Source organism: Bartonella sp. TS82HLJMH, assembly GCF_042193495.1.
Taxonomy (GTDB): Bacteria; Pseudomonadota; Alphaproteobacteria; order Rhizobiales; family Rhizobiaceae; genus Bartonella; species Bartonella grahamii.
Genome location: NZ_JBHILU010000003.1, coordinates 83,942 through 102,019 on the forward strand (window position 1 = coordinate 83,942; position 18,078 = coordinate 102,019).

16 protein-coding genes and 1 other RNA gene are annotated in these 18,078 nt (G+C 36.5%); 1 reads left to right on the plus strand and 16 read right to left on the minus strand.

Annotated elements, in window-relative coordinates; translation table 11 throughout:
- Positions 1-12 precede the first annotated feature (12 nt).
- From lnt to ACFIKO_RS02430, 15 genes are all read right to left on the minus strand, one after another.
- Positions 13-1,647 (minus strand): apolipoprotein N-acyltransferase, encoded by a 1,635-nt coding sequence (gene lnt, locus ACFIKO_RS02360; protein WP_375619535.1) that lies wholly within the window; start codon positions 1,645-1,647, stop codon positions 13-15.
- Positions 1,610-2,635, minus strand: coding sequence for a hemolysin family protein (locus ACFIKO_RS02365; protein WP_375619536.1), 1,026 nt, complete (start codon positions 2,633-2,635; stop codon positions 1,610-1,612). The genes lnt and ACFIKO_RS02365 overlap by 38 nt, the downstream gene beginning before the upstream one ends.
- Before the next feature lie 85 nt (positions 2,636-2,720).
- The gene (ybeY, locus tag ACFIKO_RS02370; RefSeq protein ID WP_375619537.1) at positions 2,721-3,212 is read right to left on the minus strand and encodes an rRNA maturation RNase YbeY; all 492 of its coding nucleotides are present in this window, start codon (positions 3,210-3,212) and stop codon (positions 2,721-2,723) included.
- A complete protein-coding gene (locus ACFIKO_RS02375) occupies positions 3,209-4,333 on the minus strand; it encodes a PhoH family protein (RefSeq protein ID WP_375619587.1) in 1,125 nt (374 codons plus the stop codon). The genes ybeY and ACFIKO_RS02375 overlap by 4 nt, the downstream gene beginning before the upstream one ends.
- Before the next feature lie 158 nt (positions 4,334-4,491).
- Positions 4,492-5,868: a tRNA (N6-isopentenyl adenosine(37)-C2)-methylthiotransferase MiaB gene (gene miaB, locus ACFIKO_RS02380; protein WP_375673184.1), complete on the minus strand. Its 1,377-nt coding sequence runs from the start codon at positions 5,866-5,868 to the stop codon at positions 4,492-4,494.
- 40 nt (positions 5,869-5,908) lie between these two features.
- On the minus strand, positions 5,909-6,391 hold the full coding sequence (rimI, locus tag ACFIKO_RS02385) for a ribosomal protein S18-alanine N-acetyltransferase (protein WP_375619539.1): 483 nt from the start codon (positions 6,389-6,391) through the stop codon (positions 5,909-5,911).
- Positions 6,391-7,077, minus strand: a complete 687-nt coding sequence (gene tsaB / locus ACFIKO_RS02390) for a tRNA (adenosine(37)-N6)-threonylcarbamoyltransferase complex dimerization subunit type 1 TsaB (RefSeq protein WP_375619540.1) — start codon at positions 7,075-7,077, stop codon at positions 6,391-6,393. Before tsaB ends, rimI begins: the two co-directional genes overlap by 1 nt.
- Positions 7,078-7,824: 747 nt before the next feature.
- Positions 7,825-8,853, minus strand: a complete 1,029-nt coding sequence (locus ACFIKO_RS02395; RefSeq protein WP_375673185.1) for a YeiH family protein — start codon at positions 8,851-8,853, stop codon at positions 7,825-7,827.
- A 49-nt stretch (positions 8,854-8,902) separates the two neighbouring features.
- Entirely contained in the window at positions 8,903-9,508 is a 606-nt protein-coding gene (recR, locus tag ACFIKO_RS02400; RefSeq protein WP_375619542.1) for a recombination mediator RecR, read from the minus strand.
- 30 nt (positions 9,509-9,538) lie between these two features.
- Positions 9,539-9,862 (minus strand): YbaB/EbfC family nucleoid-associated protein, encoded by a 324-nt coding sequence (locus tag ACFIKO_RS02405; RefSeq protein ID WP_375619543.1) that lies wholly within the window; start codon positions 9,860-9,862, stop codon positions 9,539-9,541.
- A 14-nt stretch (positions 9,863-9,876) separates the two neighbouring features.
- Positions 9,877-11,775, minus strand: a complete 1,899-nt coding sequence (locus ACFIKO_RS02410) for a DNA polymerase III subunit gamma/tau (protein WP_375619544.1) — start codon at positions 11,773-11,775, stop codon at positions 9,877-9,879.
- Positions 11,776-11,998: 223 nt separating this feature from the next.
- Positions 11,999-12,096, minus strand: an RNA gene (gene ffs / locus ACFIKO_RS02415) — signal recognition particle sRNA small type.
- 1,318 nt (positions 12,097-13,414) lie between these two features.
- A complete protein-coding gene (locus tag ACFIKO_RS02420) occupies positions 13,415-13,822 on the minus strand; it encodes a hypothetical protein (RefSeq protein ID WP_375619545.1) in 408 nt (135 codons plus the stop codon).
- Between the two features lie 315 nt (positions 13,823-14,137).
- Entirely contained in the window at positions 14,138-15,001 is an 864-nt protein-coding gene (locus ACFIKO_RS02425) for a prephenate dehydratase (RefSeq protein WP_273787808.1), read from the minus strand.
- Complete coding sequence (locus ACFIKO_RS02430) at positions 14,998-15,729, minus strand: 3-deoxy-manno-octulosonate cytidylyltransferase (protein WP_375619546.1); 732 nt, start codon at positions 15,727-15,729, stop codon at positions 14,998-15,000. Before ACFIKO_RS02430 ends, ACFIKO_RS02425 begins: the two co-directional genes overlap by 4 nt.
- A gap of 104 nt (positions 15,730-15,833) precedes the next feature.
- Between ACFIKO_RS02430 and ACFIKO_RS02435 the strand changes: the two genes are divergently transcribed.
- On the plus strand, positions 15,834-16,397 hold the full coding sequence (locus tag ACFIKO_RS02435) for a c-type cytochrome (protein ID WP_375619547.1): 564 nt from the start codon (positions 15,834-15,836) through the stop codon (positions 16,395-16,397).
- Between the two features lie 875 nt (positions 16,398-17,272).
- Here ACFIKO_RS02435 and ACFIKO_RS02440 read toward each other — a convergent pair.
- Complete coding sequence (locus ACFIKO_RS02440; protein ID WP_375619548.1) at positions 17,273-18,067, minus strand: molybdopterin-synthase adenylyltransferase MoeB; 795 nt, start codon at positions 18,065-18,067, stop codon at positions 17,273-17,275.
- Positions 18,068-18,078 lie beyond the last annotated feature (11 nt).

Genomic DNA, 18,078 nt, shown 5'->3' on the forward strand with positions numbered 1-18,078 from the left:
AGGGCACTTGAATCATCTAAGCTGTTTTGTAGAACCAAAACCAACACGACACAATAGCATAAGGATGAATAAGATAAAAGTAGAGAAAGTTCTGTATTCATTGCTTCCTATAGGTGTAATGGATGATGGAACTTGTGAATCAATAATGCCCACAGCATTTTGTTGAAGAGCTACAACGATTCGTCCATAAGAATCAATAACAGCTGATATTCCATTATTGGCTGCTCGTATGAGGGGGATTCCCAGTTCAACGGCACGAAGTTGTGCTTGTTGAAGATGTTGATAGGGTCCAGGTGTTACACCAAACCATGCATCATTTGTAATATTAATAATTGCTTGAGGCGAGGAGCCTTTAAAAGTCATTTCATGGGGAAATATTGCTTCATAACAAATCAAGGGTAGATAAGAAAATCCGTTTGGCATTGTAACAATTTTGCGCACACTTGCAGCACTATATCCACCAATATTATCGGCAAGGGTACGCAATCCAATTTTTTTCAATAAATTCTGAAAAGGAAGATATTCACCAAAAGGAACCAAATGAAGTTTATCGGAAGTATTTAAAATATTACCTTGAGCATTAATGACTGCAATTGTATTAAAATATTGTGTTTGGGAATGAGGTAGATCATTGCTGGCTCGTATTGCTCCGATAATAGCCCATTGTTTAGGTTTTAAAAGAGAGGCAATGCGCATTGTGATAGATGAGTTATCATAGAGAAGGTAAGGAACGGAAGCTTCGGGCCATACGATAAAATCGGGTTCTGAATTTTGGTCGATTGTTGGCATTGCACTTAGATTCATATGCGCTTCCAACATAGCTTCTCGTGTATTATCACGCAATTTTATATTTTGTTGGATGGAAGGTTGAACAATGCGCACCCAATAAGAACTTTTTTGATTTTCAGCTGTGTTTTCTATAGTATGAAGACGATAAAACCCAAAACCACTGTGAATGAATATAAGTGATAAACAAAGAGAAAGTGCCACTTTCTTTTTTTCATCTGTTAATAAAACAGTTGGCAAACTGTAGGCTAAGACAGCAAGAATATTCATTCCATAAAGTCCCACGATTGCATCAGATTGCATGAACATTGGGGTTGGCATGGCTGTATAGCCAAGAGCATTCCATGGAAATCCTGTGAATAAAAACGCACGCAACCACTCGGACAATCCTAATGCAAAGGCTAAAACAAAAAAGCGTGCTATTCCTTTTGTCCATAATAAACCGACAATGAAACCAGAAAAAAACCAATAAAGAGAAAGGTAGAATGGAGGAACTAAAATGGCTAATGGGACTGCCCAACCAAAAGAATCTGGATCTGTTAACAAAGCATTGCATAGCCACCAAAGTCCGCAAATAAAATAACTAAAACCAAAGGTTCCACAGCTTAAAGCATAGGTAAAAAAATGTTTTTTATTGTTTTTTTCGGCCCGTATTGAGTCAAGTAAAACAATAAAAAGAGGGAAAGTTAAAAAGCAAAGAGGTGTCAAATAAAAGGGTGGAAGTGCAAAAGAAGTAAAAGCACCACACAGAAATATCCATGCTTGGCGCTTCCAACCGGTAACAGAGGATAAAAAAACGATGAAATTGTTTAAAAACGCTGGACTATTCTTTAGGAATGGCATTGTTCTCAAGGTTCTCATTTTTTGGAATGCGAAAAATACGCAATCGCTTAATCCGGCGTTTATCAGCTTCTAAAATACGAAATCTATAACCAGGTACAGCTTCGACAATTTCACCTTTGGCAGGAATGCGATCAAGAATGGAGACGATCAAACCACCAATCGTATCAACATCATCACCATATTCCCCTACGATAAAATCAGGACCAAGAGCTTTCTCCACATCTTCTAGTTCAGTTCTTGCATCAACGAGCCATTTATTGTTTGGTTCACGTACGATAGCATTGTCGACATTATCATGTTCATCTTCGATATCACCAACGACCAATTCAACAATATCCTCCATTGAAACGAGACCATCTGTTCCCCCATGTTCATCAATAACTAAAGCCATTTGAGTTCGTGTAGTTTGCATTCGTGTTAATAATTTGCTTGCAAGCATGGAACTTGGAACAAAGAGAACAGTTCGGATCAGATCCAATTCACCGATTGGGGTATGTAAGTCTGTATGGTTTAATTGAAGCAAATCGGATTTCTGTTCGGTTTTTGTTGGGCTGATAATAAAGCGAGTCATATAGTTAAGAATATCGCGGATATGAATCATGCCGCGCGGATCATCTAAAGTTTCAGCATAAACAGGTATACGAGAATGACCAATTTTTGCGAAACATTTAAGGGTTTCTCCAAGTGAAGTGTTTATTTCCAGTGCTTCGATTTCAGAACGTGGTATCATAACATCATCCACGCGTGCTTCACGTAAGCGTAAAATATTATGCAACATAGTACGTTCTTCAGGTGAGAAGAGGGCAGTGTCTTTTTCATTGTCAGTCGTGAGTGCAACGGTAAGATCATCGCGCAGTGATGTAGATACACAATTACGACCCCGTAAGAATGAAAACAAATGATTCATCAGAGAATATTTTTCTGTATGATTCGTCTGTTGAGAGGTTTTTTTTTCATTATTAGAAGATGTTTGACTATTATTTTGTGCATTTGTTTTGTTTGTCATGGTTTTGAAATCTTCTAAACTTTCTTTTTATAATTAGGTGAATGAGAGGCTTTAAATGGTATGCTCGTAATATTGATTTTAAAAGTTAAATTTTATCATTTATAGACAATTCAGCGTAAGGATCTTTTATGGAAAGTTTTTGCAGAATTTCTCTTTCGAGCTTTTCCATTTGATATGCTTCATTATCAGTTTCATGGTCATAGCCAAGCAGATGCAAGATACCATGAACAATCATATGCGTTAAATGGTCTTGAAATGTTTTTCCTTGTTTTTCTGCTTCGAGAACAACAGTCTCTCGCGCAATAATAATATCACCGAGCATGGGACCAGGAGGATTTCCAGCTTTAAGTGGAAAAGCAGGAAAGGATAATACATTAGTAGATTTGTTTTTGTTGCGCCATTGTGCATTGATTTGTGCCATATGTTCATCATCCGTAAAAAGCAGGCTAATTTCGCTTACAACATTTGCCAATGAAACATGATGCATAGTTGTCATTAATGCTTTTTCAGTGATATTATAAAGCATTTTTTCATCATTCCACCCTGCGCTTTTAACCATTATATCAATAATAATCATGATGAATCAAATTCATTTTTTAATGCATCGCATGCGAATGATTTTTTTTTATTTTGTATTTCGGAATCACGATCATAAGCACGAACGATAGCAGCAACAAGTGGATGGCGTATAACATCTTTTTCACCAAAATGTACAATTGCAATATTTTCTACATTTGAAAGAATGCGAATTGCTTCAATGAGGCCTGATTTTTGCCCTGTAGGCAAATCAATTTGGCTCACGTCACCGGTAACAATCATACGTGTTCCTTCTCCAAGACGTGTGAGGAACATCTTCATTTGCATGGGCGTAGTATTTTGTGCCTCATCAAGAATAACAGCAGCATGGGCAAGTGTTCGTCCGCGCATAAAGGCAAGAGGAGCAATTTCTATGACACCAGAAGCTAAAATGCGTTCTATTTTTTCAGCGGGCATCATATCATAAAGAGCATCATAAAGTGGTCGTAAATATGGGTCGACTTTTTCTTTGAGATCACCGGGAAGAAAACCAAGATGTTCTCCAGCTTCAACAGCCGGACGTGAGAGAATAATTCGCTCAATGATACCACGTTCTAGAAGCATTGCAGCATGAGCAACAGCAAGATACGTTTTGCCTGTTCCTGCTGGTCCTACACCAAACACAAGTTCAGTATGCTCCATAGCGTGTATGTAAGCATCTTGTGTTGGAGTTCTTGCATGAATTATTTTTTTATGGGTAGTTAACCGTGCTGGTATACGTTTCGTTGCAGATTTGTGTGTTATCGTGTCTTCTTTCTGCTTCTTTGGTATATTTGCCATAGCAAGCGCTCCTCTTATATCTGATAAAGTGAGCTCTTGATGTGTTTTGGCACGTTCATAAAGTTGCTGCAATACATATTGCGCACGTTTTATAACAGAAATACTTCCACGGATTAAGACTTCATTACCACGCGGATGAATACTAAGTTCAAGTTTTTTTTCGATATAAGCGAGATTTTCGTCAAATTTACCAAAAACTGCTTTTGCATATTTATTATTTTCGAAAATCAAAACAACTTGGCTCGGATCTGAAGCGCTTGTTTGTTTCAAGGTATCAGCCTTTTCAAGGGACATATTTACTTTTTCTTTAATACGCTTTATTTTTTCGGTTGAAGCTTTCAGCCTATTCTCCATATCTACATAAATATTGCACTTTTTGTTAAGTAAATTCTATAAAAGACAATTTTTTAGAACAGTGCACGTTTTAGATGTAATCATTTTCTTTTAAAATAAAAGAGTTTTCCAAAATATTTATTCTGAACAATGTTTTAGAGGTATGTTTATCTATTTGTCACTTCACCAACAAAACTGTTTGAGCTTGCATTTTTAATATGAATTTCTATTACGCTACCTGTAGAGGCTTCTGTATCTACGACAACAGGTAAAAGCCAAGGGGAACGTCCTACCATTTGCCCTGAGTGACGTCCAGGTTTTTCGATGAGAACGTTAGTTTTTTGACCAATTTTAGAACGCAAAAACGCCTTTTGTTGCTCAAGGAGAAGGACTTGTAAATGTTGAAGGCGGGCATTTTTTATAGATTCATCAACATGATTTTTCATTGTGGCTCCCACTGTTCCAGGACGGGGGGAATATTTAAAAGAATAAGCTGAACTGTACTGTACTTGTTGAATAAGTTTAATGGTTTCTTCAAAGTCCTCATCTGTTTCTCCTGGAAACCCTACAATGAAATCGCCTGAAAAGGCGATATCTGGCCGTGCGGTTCGAATTTTTTCGATAAGATGAAGATAATGAGAGCTTTTGTGTTGGCGGTTCATAGCTTTTAAGATGCGATCTGAACCTGATTGAACAGGAAGATGGAGGTAAGGCATTAACATATCAAGATCTCGATGCGCGGCAATAAGGCTATCATCCATATCACGTGGGTGGCTGGTTGTGTAACGCAAACGCTTTAAACCATCGAGTTTTGCAAGATGATAAAGAAGATCGCCAAGACGCCAAGTTTTGCCATCAGCACTTTGTCCATGCCAACCATTGACATTTTGTCCAAGCAGCGTAATTTCTTTGACACCCGCTTCGATGAGTTGAAGGGCTTCTTCAGTAATTTGCTCAACGGATCGTGATATTTCGGCACCGCGTGTATAGGGCACAACACAAAAAGTGCAGAATTTATCGCAACCTTCCTGTACTGTTAAAAATGCGCTAACACCTCGTTTTCTTACTGCATGTTTATTATGGGGCGGCAAATGAGCAAATTTATCTTCAACAGCATAGTCTGTTTCGATAATTTTTTTTCCTTGTTTGGCTTTCTCTAACAATTCTGGCAAGCGATGATACATTTGCGGACCAATAACAAGATCCACTGTTGGAGCACGGCGCAAGATTTCACTTCCTTCAGCTTGTGCAACACAACCCGTTACACCAACCATCAGGGGTTTATCAGGTGTGCGTTCTTGACGCATAACGCGCAAACGACCGAGATCAGAATAAAGTTTTTCTGCTGCTTTTTCACGAATATGACAGGTATTAACAAGAATAAGATCGGCATCATTGGGGATTTGTGTTGTCACATAGCCTTGCGAACTGAGACTATCAGTCATCCGTTGGCTATCATAAACATTCATTTGACATCCATAGGTTTTGATAAAAACTTTTTTCGGAGCAACAGGAGGCGTATTTTTAGGATTTACTTTATTCATGGTGCGTTTGTAAATGTTTTTTACACGAATCTCAATCTATTTACTTAAAAGTTTTTTGCATGATAATTGCATCACCACGACCATTTTTTGACGGGTAGTAGGCAAGACGTTCAGAAATTTTTTGAAATTCAAAGCGTTGATAAAGATTCAAAGCAGAAAGGTTTGTGGCTTCTACTTCCAAGAATAATTTTATAGCGCCTTTGTCGTGAAGATGGTGAACTGTTCTTTCGATAAGAAAGGTACCAATTCCTTGTTGACGATAATGAGGGTGAACAGCAATTGTGATGATTTCTGCTTCATCAAGGATGAGACGGCATAGGCAAAAGCCTAAAATTTGATCAGAGCGATCAATGAGAAAAACTTTGTATCCGAAGATAGAGTGATCTGTTAAGAAATTATCAAAAGCTTGTTTTCCCCAAGACGGGGTAAAACAATGTTGATGAATTTGATGAAGAGGAGCACTATCATTAACTTGTAGTGGAGCACTTCCAAAATTTTTTTTTGTCAATGAAAATTTGGGCATTATTTTTTTTGTGGTAAAGCAAAATTGGTTTGTTGTTTTGCATCAGCGCTGCGTAGATAGAGTGGGCGAGGCGAATTTTTGGATTGTTTGTTCGCAGCAAGATAAGCATAGTTTACAATATCAGCCGCTTCGCAGGGGATTTTTTCTAGGACAATTTTTTCGTTTATTTTATGGCTTTTAATATGTTCCACAACGACATCAGCAGCTGGGCCAGTCAGTCGGGTTTTTTTTGGCAAATCTTCGAGGATACTTTCAATTGTTTTTAATCCGGGCGCTCCCAAAGGTGTGAGATCATTATGAAAATTTTGATGGTAGAACATCTCTCTCCCAGCTTCAATGACAACAGTAATTGCTGATGCTGTATTTTTACTGTTTATTACTTGTGCTGCTAACGCTTCAAGAGCACTCACTCCAACAGCAGGTATTTCAAGTGCTAATGCCAAAGCGCGCGCTGTTGCAACACCGACACGTACACCAGTAAATGATCCAGGTCCAATATTGACAGCAATACGTTCAACTTGATCAAGTGTCATATTGGCTTGTGTCATTATTTGTGTAATCTGCCCAATAAGTTTTTCAGCATGTCCTTTGTTCATGCGCTCATTGATACGCGCAATAACAGATTTATGACGAATGAGCGCAACAGCACAATAAATTGAAGCAGTATCTATAGCAAGGATAAGCATAAAAATATTTTAGTTGAATAAAACAATAAACAAAAGTCCTGCTGTATTTTTAATCTTTTTATTATCGTATATTTCATTTGTAAGAAAGTTACCAGTGCTAATAAGTAACAATATCTTTTTATGGGATAGAACGAGATGTTGATTTAATCCCTATTTGTTTTCACTTTTTGGATGAGTACCTTGAATATTGTAAGATTTTCTTATTTCAAATCTACTTATGGTGAAACAATTAAAGTTATTAGCTTGTATATTACAAGCGGAATTAGGGTGTAAATAAAAACTGTTGAAGAAAAGAATAAAAACGCCTTTCACGAATCGTTTAAATATAAGGATTGTCACAAACATTTTGAGCTATCAAATAGTATGATGATGCCATTTTTATTCCATAGTAAGTAAAAGTAATTTAAAAGGGGGAAAGCCATGACTCCACATTTTTTCCCAATAAAAGCATATTCTATCAGTCTTTAATATAAAAACTTCAGCGTAATGAGAGCAGATGAAAAAAATGGCATTGTTTTGCATGAGTTATGTACTTTGATACTACGTCATTGCAAATCATTATGGACTGAAAAGCTAATTGAAAAAGTAATTTTGACAGTTTTCACTTAATATCACAGCTCTTTTTTTGTATAGAATAATGAGCAGTTTTTTAGAACTTTTGCTGCTTTTATAAAAAAACTGTTTTTAATATTAATGAGCCTTTGGATTGATTGCATGCTCCGTTGAAAATAATAATAAATGCATATTTCAAAATGTTATATGATTCAAATCATTCAATCCTATCATGATAAGGCTACAAGAGCCAAGAAGGAGTATGGAGGAAGTTGAAGCTAAAATAACGCACCATCCTGCTTTTTTTAATGAGCGGATATCAACACCTAATCCTAAGGCTGCCATTGAAATGACCGTGAACAGTTGAGCAATAAGTCTGATCGGGTTTATAGCCATTTCAGGAATAAGTCCGCTTGAACGAATAAGCATCATGATAATAAAACCGATAATAAACCATGGGACGAGAGTGTGTAGACGAAAATGTGTTTGTGCTGATCGACGATAGATGATGGATAGGATAAAAATAACAGGGCCCAACATTAAAACTCGCATCAATTTGACAATTGTTGCAATTTGAACGCTCACGAAAGATATTGGCGCTGTTGCTGCTAAGACCTGTGGTACAGCATAAACAACCATGCCGGCAAGTACACCGTACTGGTTAAATGATAAATTCAAAAGTGGTTGTAAAAAAGGGAGAAATAAAATAATAAGAACCCCTAAAAGAGCGGTAAAAGCAATTGCTGCCGCTACATCTTCATGTTTAGCCTGAATGACAGGGGCAGTTGCAACGATAGCTGAATTGCCACAAATGGCATTACCACAAGCGACCAGCATTGCTAAATTTGCAGAAAGTCCAAAAAGTCTGCCTATAACAAAACTAAAGAGGATCGTTATAAATATAACGAATATGATGCTAGAAAGTAAATTCAAACCGGCTGAGAGCACTGCGTTAATGCTAATGCTTGCTCCTAGAAGTACGATAGCAATTTCAAGAAGTATTTTGGCACAAAAAGTTATACCTTTTTGAAAATATGTTGGCAAAGTAAAACAACTACGGGTAACAGATCCTAAGAGAATTGCTAAAACAAGATTTTCAAGCCATGCTTGCCCAAAAAGCTGCTTTTCCAAGACTTCTAAACCATACGCTAAAGCTGATATGAATAAACATACTAAAATACCAGGACCAAGGTCGTTTAAAAATGAGAGGTTTTTCTTTAGCATTTGAATATTCCCCCGTCATTAAAGAGCTAAAGGTGGAGAGGAAAAAGTTTTAAAGATTGGTTCGTGCTTGTACAGCTGCCGCTAAAGTTCCATCATCAAGATAATCAAGCTCGCCTCCTACAGGAACACCATGAGCAAGTCGCGTAATTTTAACTGAAAAATTGGAAAGCTGATCGGTGATATAGTGAGCAGTTGTTTGACCTTCGACAGTCGCATTGACGGCAAGAATAATTTCCGTAATAGGATTTTGTATAACACGTTGTATTAAGGTGGAAATGTTGAGTTCGTCAGGACCTATTCCATCTAAGGGGGAGAGTCGTCCACCCAATACATGGTAACGGGCGGCTAAAGTTTTTGCGCGCTCAAGAGCCCACAGATCAGCAATATCCTCAACAACGATGATTGTTGTATCATCGCGGCGCAAATCTGTACAAATTGAACAAGGATCAATGGTATCGACATTTCCACAAACAGAACAAATGCCGACTTTTTCTATAGCTGCTTGTATAGCTGCTCCTAAAGGCTCCAGCAATGTTTCCTTTTTTTTGATAAGATGAAGCGCAGCACGACGCGCTGAACGTGGACCAAGACCTGGTATCCGTGATAAAATCTGAATGAGACGTTCAATCTCAAGTCCTGCAATGTATTTAGACATATTTTTGTCCCACGGAAAAAATCCGTTTCATTAAAATGGAAGCTTGAAACCTGAAGGGAGCGGTAGCCCTGCCGTTATACTTTTGGTTTTTTCTTCTATTGCGATTTCGATTTTTGTTCTTGCTTCATTATAAGCTGCCATAATGAGATCTTCGAGAATTTCAGCTTCCTCAGGTTTGAGTAATGAAGGATCAATTTGAATTGCTGTTATAATATTTTTGCCATTTAAAGTGATATTGACGAGACCACCCCCTGCAGTGCCAGTAGCTTGCAGATTAGCTATTTCTTCCTGAATCTTCTGCATTTTTTCTTGCATTTCTTTGGCTTTTTTCATCATGCTCATCATTTCACGCATAGGAATAGGTATCCTTATTCATCATTGATATCATTTTTATTTTTAAAAATATCAGCATTTTTAAAGGTATTGGGGAGTAAATCAAGATCATTTTCTTCTTTATTGAGTCGAATATCGACAATTTTTGCTTCTGGGAAATGGTTGAGGATTTTCGCGATATCAGGATCTGTTTCTGCATTGGAAAAAAGAGTCTTTTGAATCGCTATACTTTCCTCCTGTAAGGTTGGGCCACCTCCTTCATTTACAAAAGTTATTGTCCAGCGTTTTTCAGTCCATTGAGATATCTTTTTTTCTATATCATGAGCAAGAAATTGTGGGGTATTTTCAGAAAGTCTTAAGGTAATATGCCCAGCTTCAAAAGAAACAGGATGAACAAATTCTCTAACAAGGAGTTTGAAAGGAGCGTCATTATGCTGTTCGGCTAATTGAACAATATCGTGCAAAGAATCAATCACTAGAGTTTTAGGTTGAGTAATCTTTTCAGAAAGATCAATAGATTGAGAAGTTTCAAGAGTTTCTGTTACTTCTTGGACGTTGATTTTGTCAGGGTTTTGATGTTTAACTAAATTTTCCGGTTGTAAGGAATGATCTAATTGGTTTTTCAAGGATGTTTTTAAATCTGATTGATCTGATAATGTATTTGAAACGTTCGAGGAAGCATGGGCTTCGACCATTGTTTCTTTTGTTATATTATTTGCATTTGTAAATTCTTGATGAGAAGAGTTTTTAACCAGTGTGAGAGGTTTTTTTTCTTGCGTAAGCTTTTTTAAAGCTTCACCAAGAGTTGGTAAGTCAGCCGTGTGAGCAAGACGAATTAAAAGCATTTCAGCGGCTTGAAGCGGACGTGTAGTTTGATTAACTTCCTGTAAACCTTTGAGTAACATTTGCCAGTTTCGGGATAAAACAGGAACGGAAAGTTTTTTTGAAAAATCTAAACTTCTTAAACGTTGTTCTTCAGTCAGTGAGAAATCTTCCACTATTTCTGGTGTAAAACGTAAACGTGTGACCAAATGATTAAAATCGGCTAGTTCTGTCAATATAGTAAGAGGATCAGCACCTGCCTCATATTGACTGCGTAATTCATGTAATGCATTGACAACATCGCCCTTCATGATATCTTCAAAAAGATCAATAATACGTGCTTGATCCGCTAATCCTAACATTGTACGCACCGCAATGGCATTAATATTGCCATTGCTATGGGCAATCGCTTGATCAAAAATGGATAATGCATCACGTGCAGATCCTTCTGCAGCACGGGCAATCATAGAAAGTGCTTGATCTTCTACTTCTACCTTTTCATATTTCGCAATTTGGCGCAAATGTGCACTCAAAGCTTTTGATTCAATACGCCGCAAATCAAAACGTTGGCAACGCGAAAGGATTGTAATAGGAACTTTGCGAATTTCTGTTGTGGCAAAAATAAATTTCACATGGGACGGTGGTTCTTCAAGAGTTTTCAATAAACCATTAAAGGCTTGTGTTGAGAGCATATGTACTTCATCGATAATATAAACCTTATAACGTGCAGAAACAGGACGATAGCGTATTTGTTCAATAATTTCACGAATATCATCAATGCCCGTATGAGAAGCGGCATCCATTTCTATAACATCAATATGGCGTCCTTCGATAATTTGTGTGCAATGTTCACCAAGAGAGTCCAATACGGTTGTTGGTTGGTCAATATCTTTTGTTTTATAATTAAGCGCACGTGCCAAAATACGTGCTGTTGTGGTTTTACCTACGCCACGAATCCCTGTTAACATCCACGCTTGTGCAATACGACCTTTTTCAAAGGCGTTGGTGAGAGTACGCACCATAGCTTCTTGACCAATGAGGTCAGAGAAGTTTTGGGGTCGATATTTACGAGCAAGAACACGATAGGCTGTTTCTACCGGTACATTTTCCATGAATATTTCCAACTTCGAAGTTCTGTATGCGTATATTTTGATAATACAAAAGCATAGATCAATACTGTAGACTCATATAAAAGGATTTTTTCTTAATCAAATTATTTATGGGACAATTTGTTAAAAAATAACCAAACGCCTTTATTTTCTGCATACAAATGCCGCTCTGAAGATTAAAAGTACCTCGTTAAAAGACAGCATAAAAAATAATTTCTTCAGCAAAATAGGAGGTTGGTACGATGACCCGTACCAGAACTCGTTGGGGCTGCTTCTTTCCAGACCTGACCCAGTTGGCGAGCAGTTCGTCCACCACCAACCTCCCAAGTTCATATTGTCGATTTGGAATGAAAAATCAAGCTCAGAAACGAAAAATATCCCAAGAACGACGAAGAATTTTTCTTTGCGTTTAATTTATTGGCATATAAACAACAAAGAGATTATGGATTTATCAGTTTTCATAGCAGTAGCTCTTCATATTTATTTGGTATGAAAATATTTTTTCGCTTAGGATAATCTGAATGTATAATTATTCTCATTCGCTGAAATATGTAAGAGTTTTAGGATAGATACGTCTGTTCTAAAACTACGAAATTGAATCATCAAAAATTTACAACAGTCAAAGAAGCAAATAAAGTAGATAGATCATGTAATTGGCTAACATTCGAAAGTTAGGGGGAAGAGTGCTATTTAAATAATTAGCAAATATTGCTTTAATGGTGTTGATCCTCTCACACAAAACAGAACATCCCAAACAGAATAACTTAATGTTGTCCATTCACATGCTTTTTAAAGAGCTATTTCTCAGTATTCTTAACTATATTTCAACCCCCGCTCGTAAATAGTATACATACTTCCCTTGAGGTATAAATCCATTGTGCACTACCCTCTTTATGCTTAATAAAAGTATAAATTTGAGCCCTCATACTATTAACAATTCCCAATGTTGCGATCCCTTGCACTTGAGAGGCTTTATAAGAAGCATTTTGATTCCTTTTTTGCGTGCTTGTTCTTTTAATTAAAAAACATTGATGTTCATCACAAGATGGATCAATATATGAATTTTCATCATTTGAGAAAAGATTTCATATATTTTTTAAGTGACTGTGCTCATACAAGAGAAGATGCAACATTCAACGCTATAGAAATAAGGGGGTTATTGGTTTTATAAGCATAAAAATGGTTCTTATTCGATATAAGCGACATTTTATAGTTTCAAATAATTATATTCTTTAACAAGGAGAGAAAAGCGAGATGAACTTTTACAAAAAGCTGAATGAGTATGATTTAAAATGCAGCGAGGAATGCATCTATAGAGCAAACTTTGCTTTTCTGTTTATCTAAGTGATTTAGGTACGATGTGCTTTATAGTACTTAAAATAAAGTAGTTACGAAGATAGAAGTTATATTCTTATTAAAAAAATAGCTCTGATAGTAGAAAATACAGAACAATTCAAGTTTATCCTTTTAGTTTTTGCAAAAGTCTTTTAGTGTCTAATGTTCTGAGCAGCTTAAGGTTTTCCATATTAGTATAAAAATACCTCTTCAGCGATTAGTTTTAATAGCTTACCATGCCGTATTTTGAAAAAAATACCTGAAAAAAGAATAACTCTACTCAAATTTAGATGTTATAGAAATATTATTAATCATAATCTCCTGTGTCACAATTTGTTCCAACAACTTTTTTCTTCGTAATATTTTTAAAAATATAATGTCCTGACGAAGGAAAACTTATATGAAGAGATTTTATATTTTTTAGTGTAAAGATCTTCTTTTCTTTATCATGGGTTATTTTCTTTTCATCATCAACAACAATTCTCAATTTGTTTAGATCAGAAGGGGTAGAGTACGATAAAGTGAAGGATACTTTATTCGGTTTAAAGATACTACAAGAGTATTCAACTCCTTGATGGATAATATCGGATGGGATGATCACAACACTTTCATCCAGCGCAAAATTCCATTTTCTCTCACCAAAGCCAGCAAATGCAACACTAGAGTAGGCGAGAATATTTGCGGCTAATAATCCTTGCGCGAAGATTTTTTTCATTATCTTTTCCTTTTTTCTAAAGTGAGATGAATCATAAATCAGTTTTTATAAAAATGAAAGTTCAAACTTAATGCTAAAAGCAGGGCTAAATTGCATTTTCTAGCTTTAAACCATGTTCAGAATGATATCAGTCTAAGAGATTTGAATGCTCTATTATGTATAATAATTTGAATTGTTTTGAGAGCTAAATTTTCTTCTTCAGTGTTTATGAAGGGTGTTGAGTAGAAAAAACAAGCTCTTCCAAGATGCGTTGCATCATGAAATTTTTACGATGCTATTTGATATCAGCAAAAAATGATGGCAGCTTAATTGCTTTTATATATACGATGTTCGATCGTTTTGTGCTGGATAAGTACCGATAATACGCAGTTCTGCAGAAAAGAAAGATAATTCTTCTAAGGCAAGTTTCATCATCGGGTCTTCAGGATGACCTTCAATATCAACAAAGAATTGTGTTGCATTGAAATTTCCACCAATTTGATAGCTTTCTAATTTTGTCATATTGATACCATTCGTTGCAAATCCTCCCATAGCTTTATAGAGAGCAGCTGGGACATTGCGCACTCGAAAAAGAAGACTGGTGATGATTTTTTCGCCATTTTTAGGCTTGGGGACATGTCGTTTGGAGCGTGAAAGAATGACAAAGCGGGTAATATTATGAGGGTTATCTTCAACATCCCTTTCTAGAATATCAAGTCCATAAAGTTCTGCTGCGATCAGAGGAGCTAAGGCAGCCTGTGAACGTTTAGCATTTTTTTTAATAAACTTTGCAGCTCCAGCAGTGTCTGTAGAAACAACAGGTTTCCACCCGTTGTTTCGTATGATTTTTCGGCATTGTGCAAGGGCATGCGTATGGCTGTGGACGGTTTTAATTTCGTCATATGTAACGCCGGGCAAAACCATTAATTGAAAATGGATAGGTAAAAAATATTCATCAATAATATAAAGAGATGATTGCGGTAAAAGATGATGAATGTCTGCAACGCGTCCCGCAAGAGTATTTTCAATAGGGATCATAGCAAGATCAGCTTTCCCACTTTCCACTAAATTAAGGGCGTCTTCAAAAGTAGCAGAGGGAACAGCATCCATATTGGGGAACATATTGGAGCAAGCAATATGGGAATTAGCGCCGTATTCTCCTTGGAAAGAAATTTTATTGGTTTTTTTAAGTATTTTCATGCTAAAATCTTACGTACTCTATCGAGATCACGTTGTGTGTCTACGCCTAAGGGAATCGTATCAACTATCTCCACATCGATGCGCATATTATGTTCTAATGCACGTAATTGTTCAAGTTTTTCACGTTGCTCGAGTGTAGAGGGTTTGAATGATATAAATTTCTCAAGTGCTTCGCGCCGATAAGCGTATATTCCAATATGATGATAAAGAGGACCATCTCCATAAGGTGCTGTGGTGCGCGTAAAATAAAGAGCACGAAGGCGATTTTGAGAAAGAGGTGTACCAATGATTTTGACGACATTGGGATCTATTTTTTCATTTTCTTCAATGATTCGAGCACCCAAGGTTGCAATATCAGTAAAGCTATTTTCTAAAGGGCGTAGCGCATGAATGATTTCACGAGGCATTATTGTTGGTAAGTCACCTTGTATATTTAAAATGGTATTGTAACGTTGTCCAGGATCAATACGCATTAAAGCTTCATAAATACGATCAGATCCAGACTTATGGTCACCTTGTGTTATGATACATTCATGCCCATAATCTGCAACAGCTTTAGCAATATCATTATGATCTGTTGCAACGATCGTACGCCCTATTGCAGCTTTTTTGGCTTGTTCTGCGACATGAACAATCATCGGCTTTCCGCCAATTTCAGCGAGAGCTTTTTGAGGAAGACGGGTTGAGCCTATACGAGCAGGAATAAGAATAATTGGTTCAAGAGCCATTGTAAGATTCCAAATGTCATCTGTGATGCATTTATGATGTTGTGTGTTATAAAGAAAAAGCTTAAACTAAACATGGTAATGAAACCGTGAACATTTGAGTTTTTATGAATCGCCCGAGATTTATTTATTTTATTTGTGCTTGTTTATGTGTGTTGGCCATTATTGTGGGGATTTCCATTCTTAGCAATATAGTTTACGATCATCCTACATCAATCCAATATTATCATACAGTTGCCAAGAATGATACATTTCAAGAAAAACAAAAAGCATCTGATGTTTCCCTATCACTAAATAGCCGTCTTCAACAAGGCAATTTTGAAAATGGCCGTAAACTTTTTCGCCAATGTGCCATATGCCATACTTCTGGACGCAATGAAGCAGGGCGTGTTGGTCCAGTTCTTTGGGAGATTGTTAACCGCCCTTTGGCATCAGCAGCAGGTTTTGCTTATTCACGGGCATTGCGTTCTCATTCTGATCAAAAATGGGATTTTATCACTTTGGATCGTTATTTACATTCTCCACGTGAAGTTTTTCCTGGGACCATTATGTCTTTTCGTGGAATTAAAAATGACCAAGATCGTGCTGATCTTTTGCTTTATTTACGTAGTTTATCCGACCATCCTGTTCCTTTACCAATGGATAATAATAAAGCGAACGAGCCAAATTAACTTATACCATAGATGTTAATTTTAGAAAGAAGTCTGATTTTTTGTAATTTTAGTTTCACGGTTTTATAAAAAGAGCTCTTATTGATGTTTTGTTAGGGGGAACGCCTCTCACACAAAACAGAGCGTATTTAACGTTACATATTTACTCGCTTGTTTTAAAGAGATCTTTTATAAAAATGCACTCTTTACGCTGTCATCTGCAGATTGGTTTTCAAGATTCTTTTGCTTCACTTTTTCTACATATGCTTGTCTGTGAAATTATTGTTGAAGGATTATTAATTCATGAGCCGCAGCTTTCTGCTTCTGAATGCAATAATTATATAATTAAAGCTCTCCATGAGGTTTATCTTAATCTTTCTATACACATTAATACCCACGTATTTTTCTTATGAACAGAGATAATTGATTATTCTTATACGTGCAATAATCCTAAGCTGCGTTTTATGATGCTTGATGAATAGCTGTTTTCTCTTGAGGTTAGAGGTGTAGGGACAGATCATTGAACTTTTATAGTATCGATAACTAAAATATGATTTAGATTATTTATTTATAGGTTATGGTTTGAAGTAAAAACTTTCATGTGAAACAATTTTTATGTGTGAATAGTAAAATAGTTGAATAGAGTTCTGCTGATTATACGTTTATCTACTTCGAAATTTTTTTACACAAGAATACTGATGGCAGCTTATAGACGATGACATGAAATTATGCTGATAATCCATTATAGAGAATTATTTTTTCACAAAAGGTCTTCCATATTTGTGATAAATTTAATCGTTTCCATTGGTTACAGTGTTTCGATGACTTATGATAAAACAGCAGTATTTCAATACATATTGCGAGAGAGCTAAAAATTAGTGCGGAAGGAGACATAATCATGCTTCCCCAAGCTTTTTAATAACTATGGCGTTTTCCTTATAATTTGAGCGTTTATAAGTAATAATATTAAATTGCGCTAATAATCCATTGTAGAGAAGAATTTTTCCCACTAAGGGTTCACCAATATTTGTGATCATTTTAATAACTTCCATTGCTTGTAGGGTCCCAATAACGCCAGGTAAAGCACCGATGATTCCAGTTTCAGCGCATGTTGGGATAGTCCCGTGAGCCGGAGGCGTGGGAAATAAATCGCGATAGTGAGGATTATTGTCTTTATATGGCATAAGGACGGTTAATGAGCCATTAAAACGTTCTACAGCACCACTTATTAAAGGTTTTTTGCATTGTGCAGCGTGATCAGCAAGAAGATAGCGTGTCGTAAAATTATCACTTCCATCAACAATGATGTGGTAGGCATTGAGCAGTTTATCCACATTACTTTTATCTAAGCGTAGGGTGTGTTTTTCAACTATAACATGAGGATTTATTGCTTTTATAGTTGTTTCAGCACTGTCTGTTTTTCTTTTTTTTATTGCATTTGTTTTATGAATAACTTGGCGTTGTAAATTGGAAAGTGAAACGATGTCGTTATCGACAATTCCAAGGGTTCCAACACCTGCTGCAGCCAAATAGGTTAAGACAGGAGCACCAAGACCACCAGCGCCCACAACAAGAACACGTGCTTTTTTTAGTTTTTGTTGCCCTGCACCACCAATCTCAGGCAAAATGATGTGGCGTGCATAGCGTTCGATTTCTTTGTTGTTTAATTGTGTATCTGTTTCTTGTGTCATAAATTTTCTCT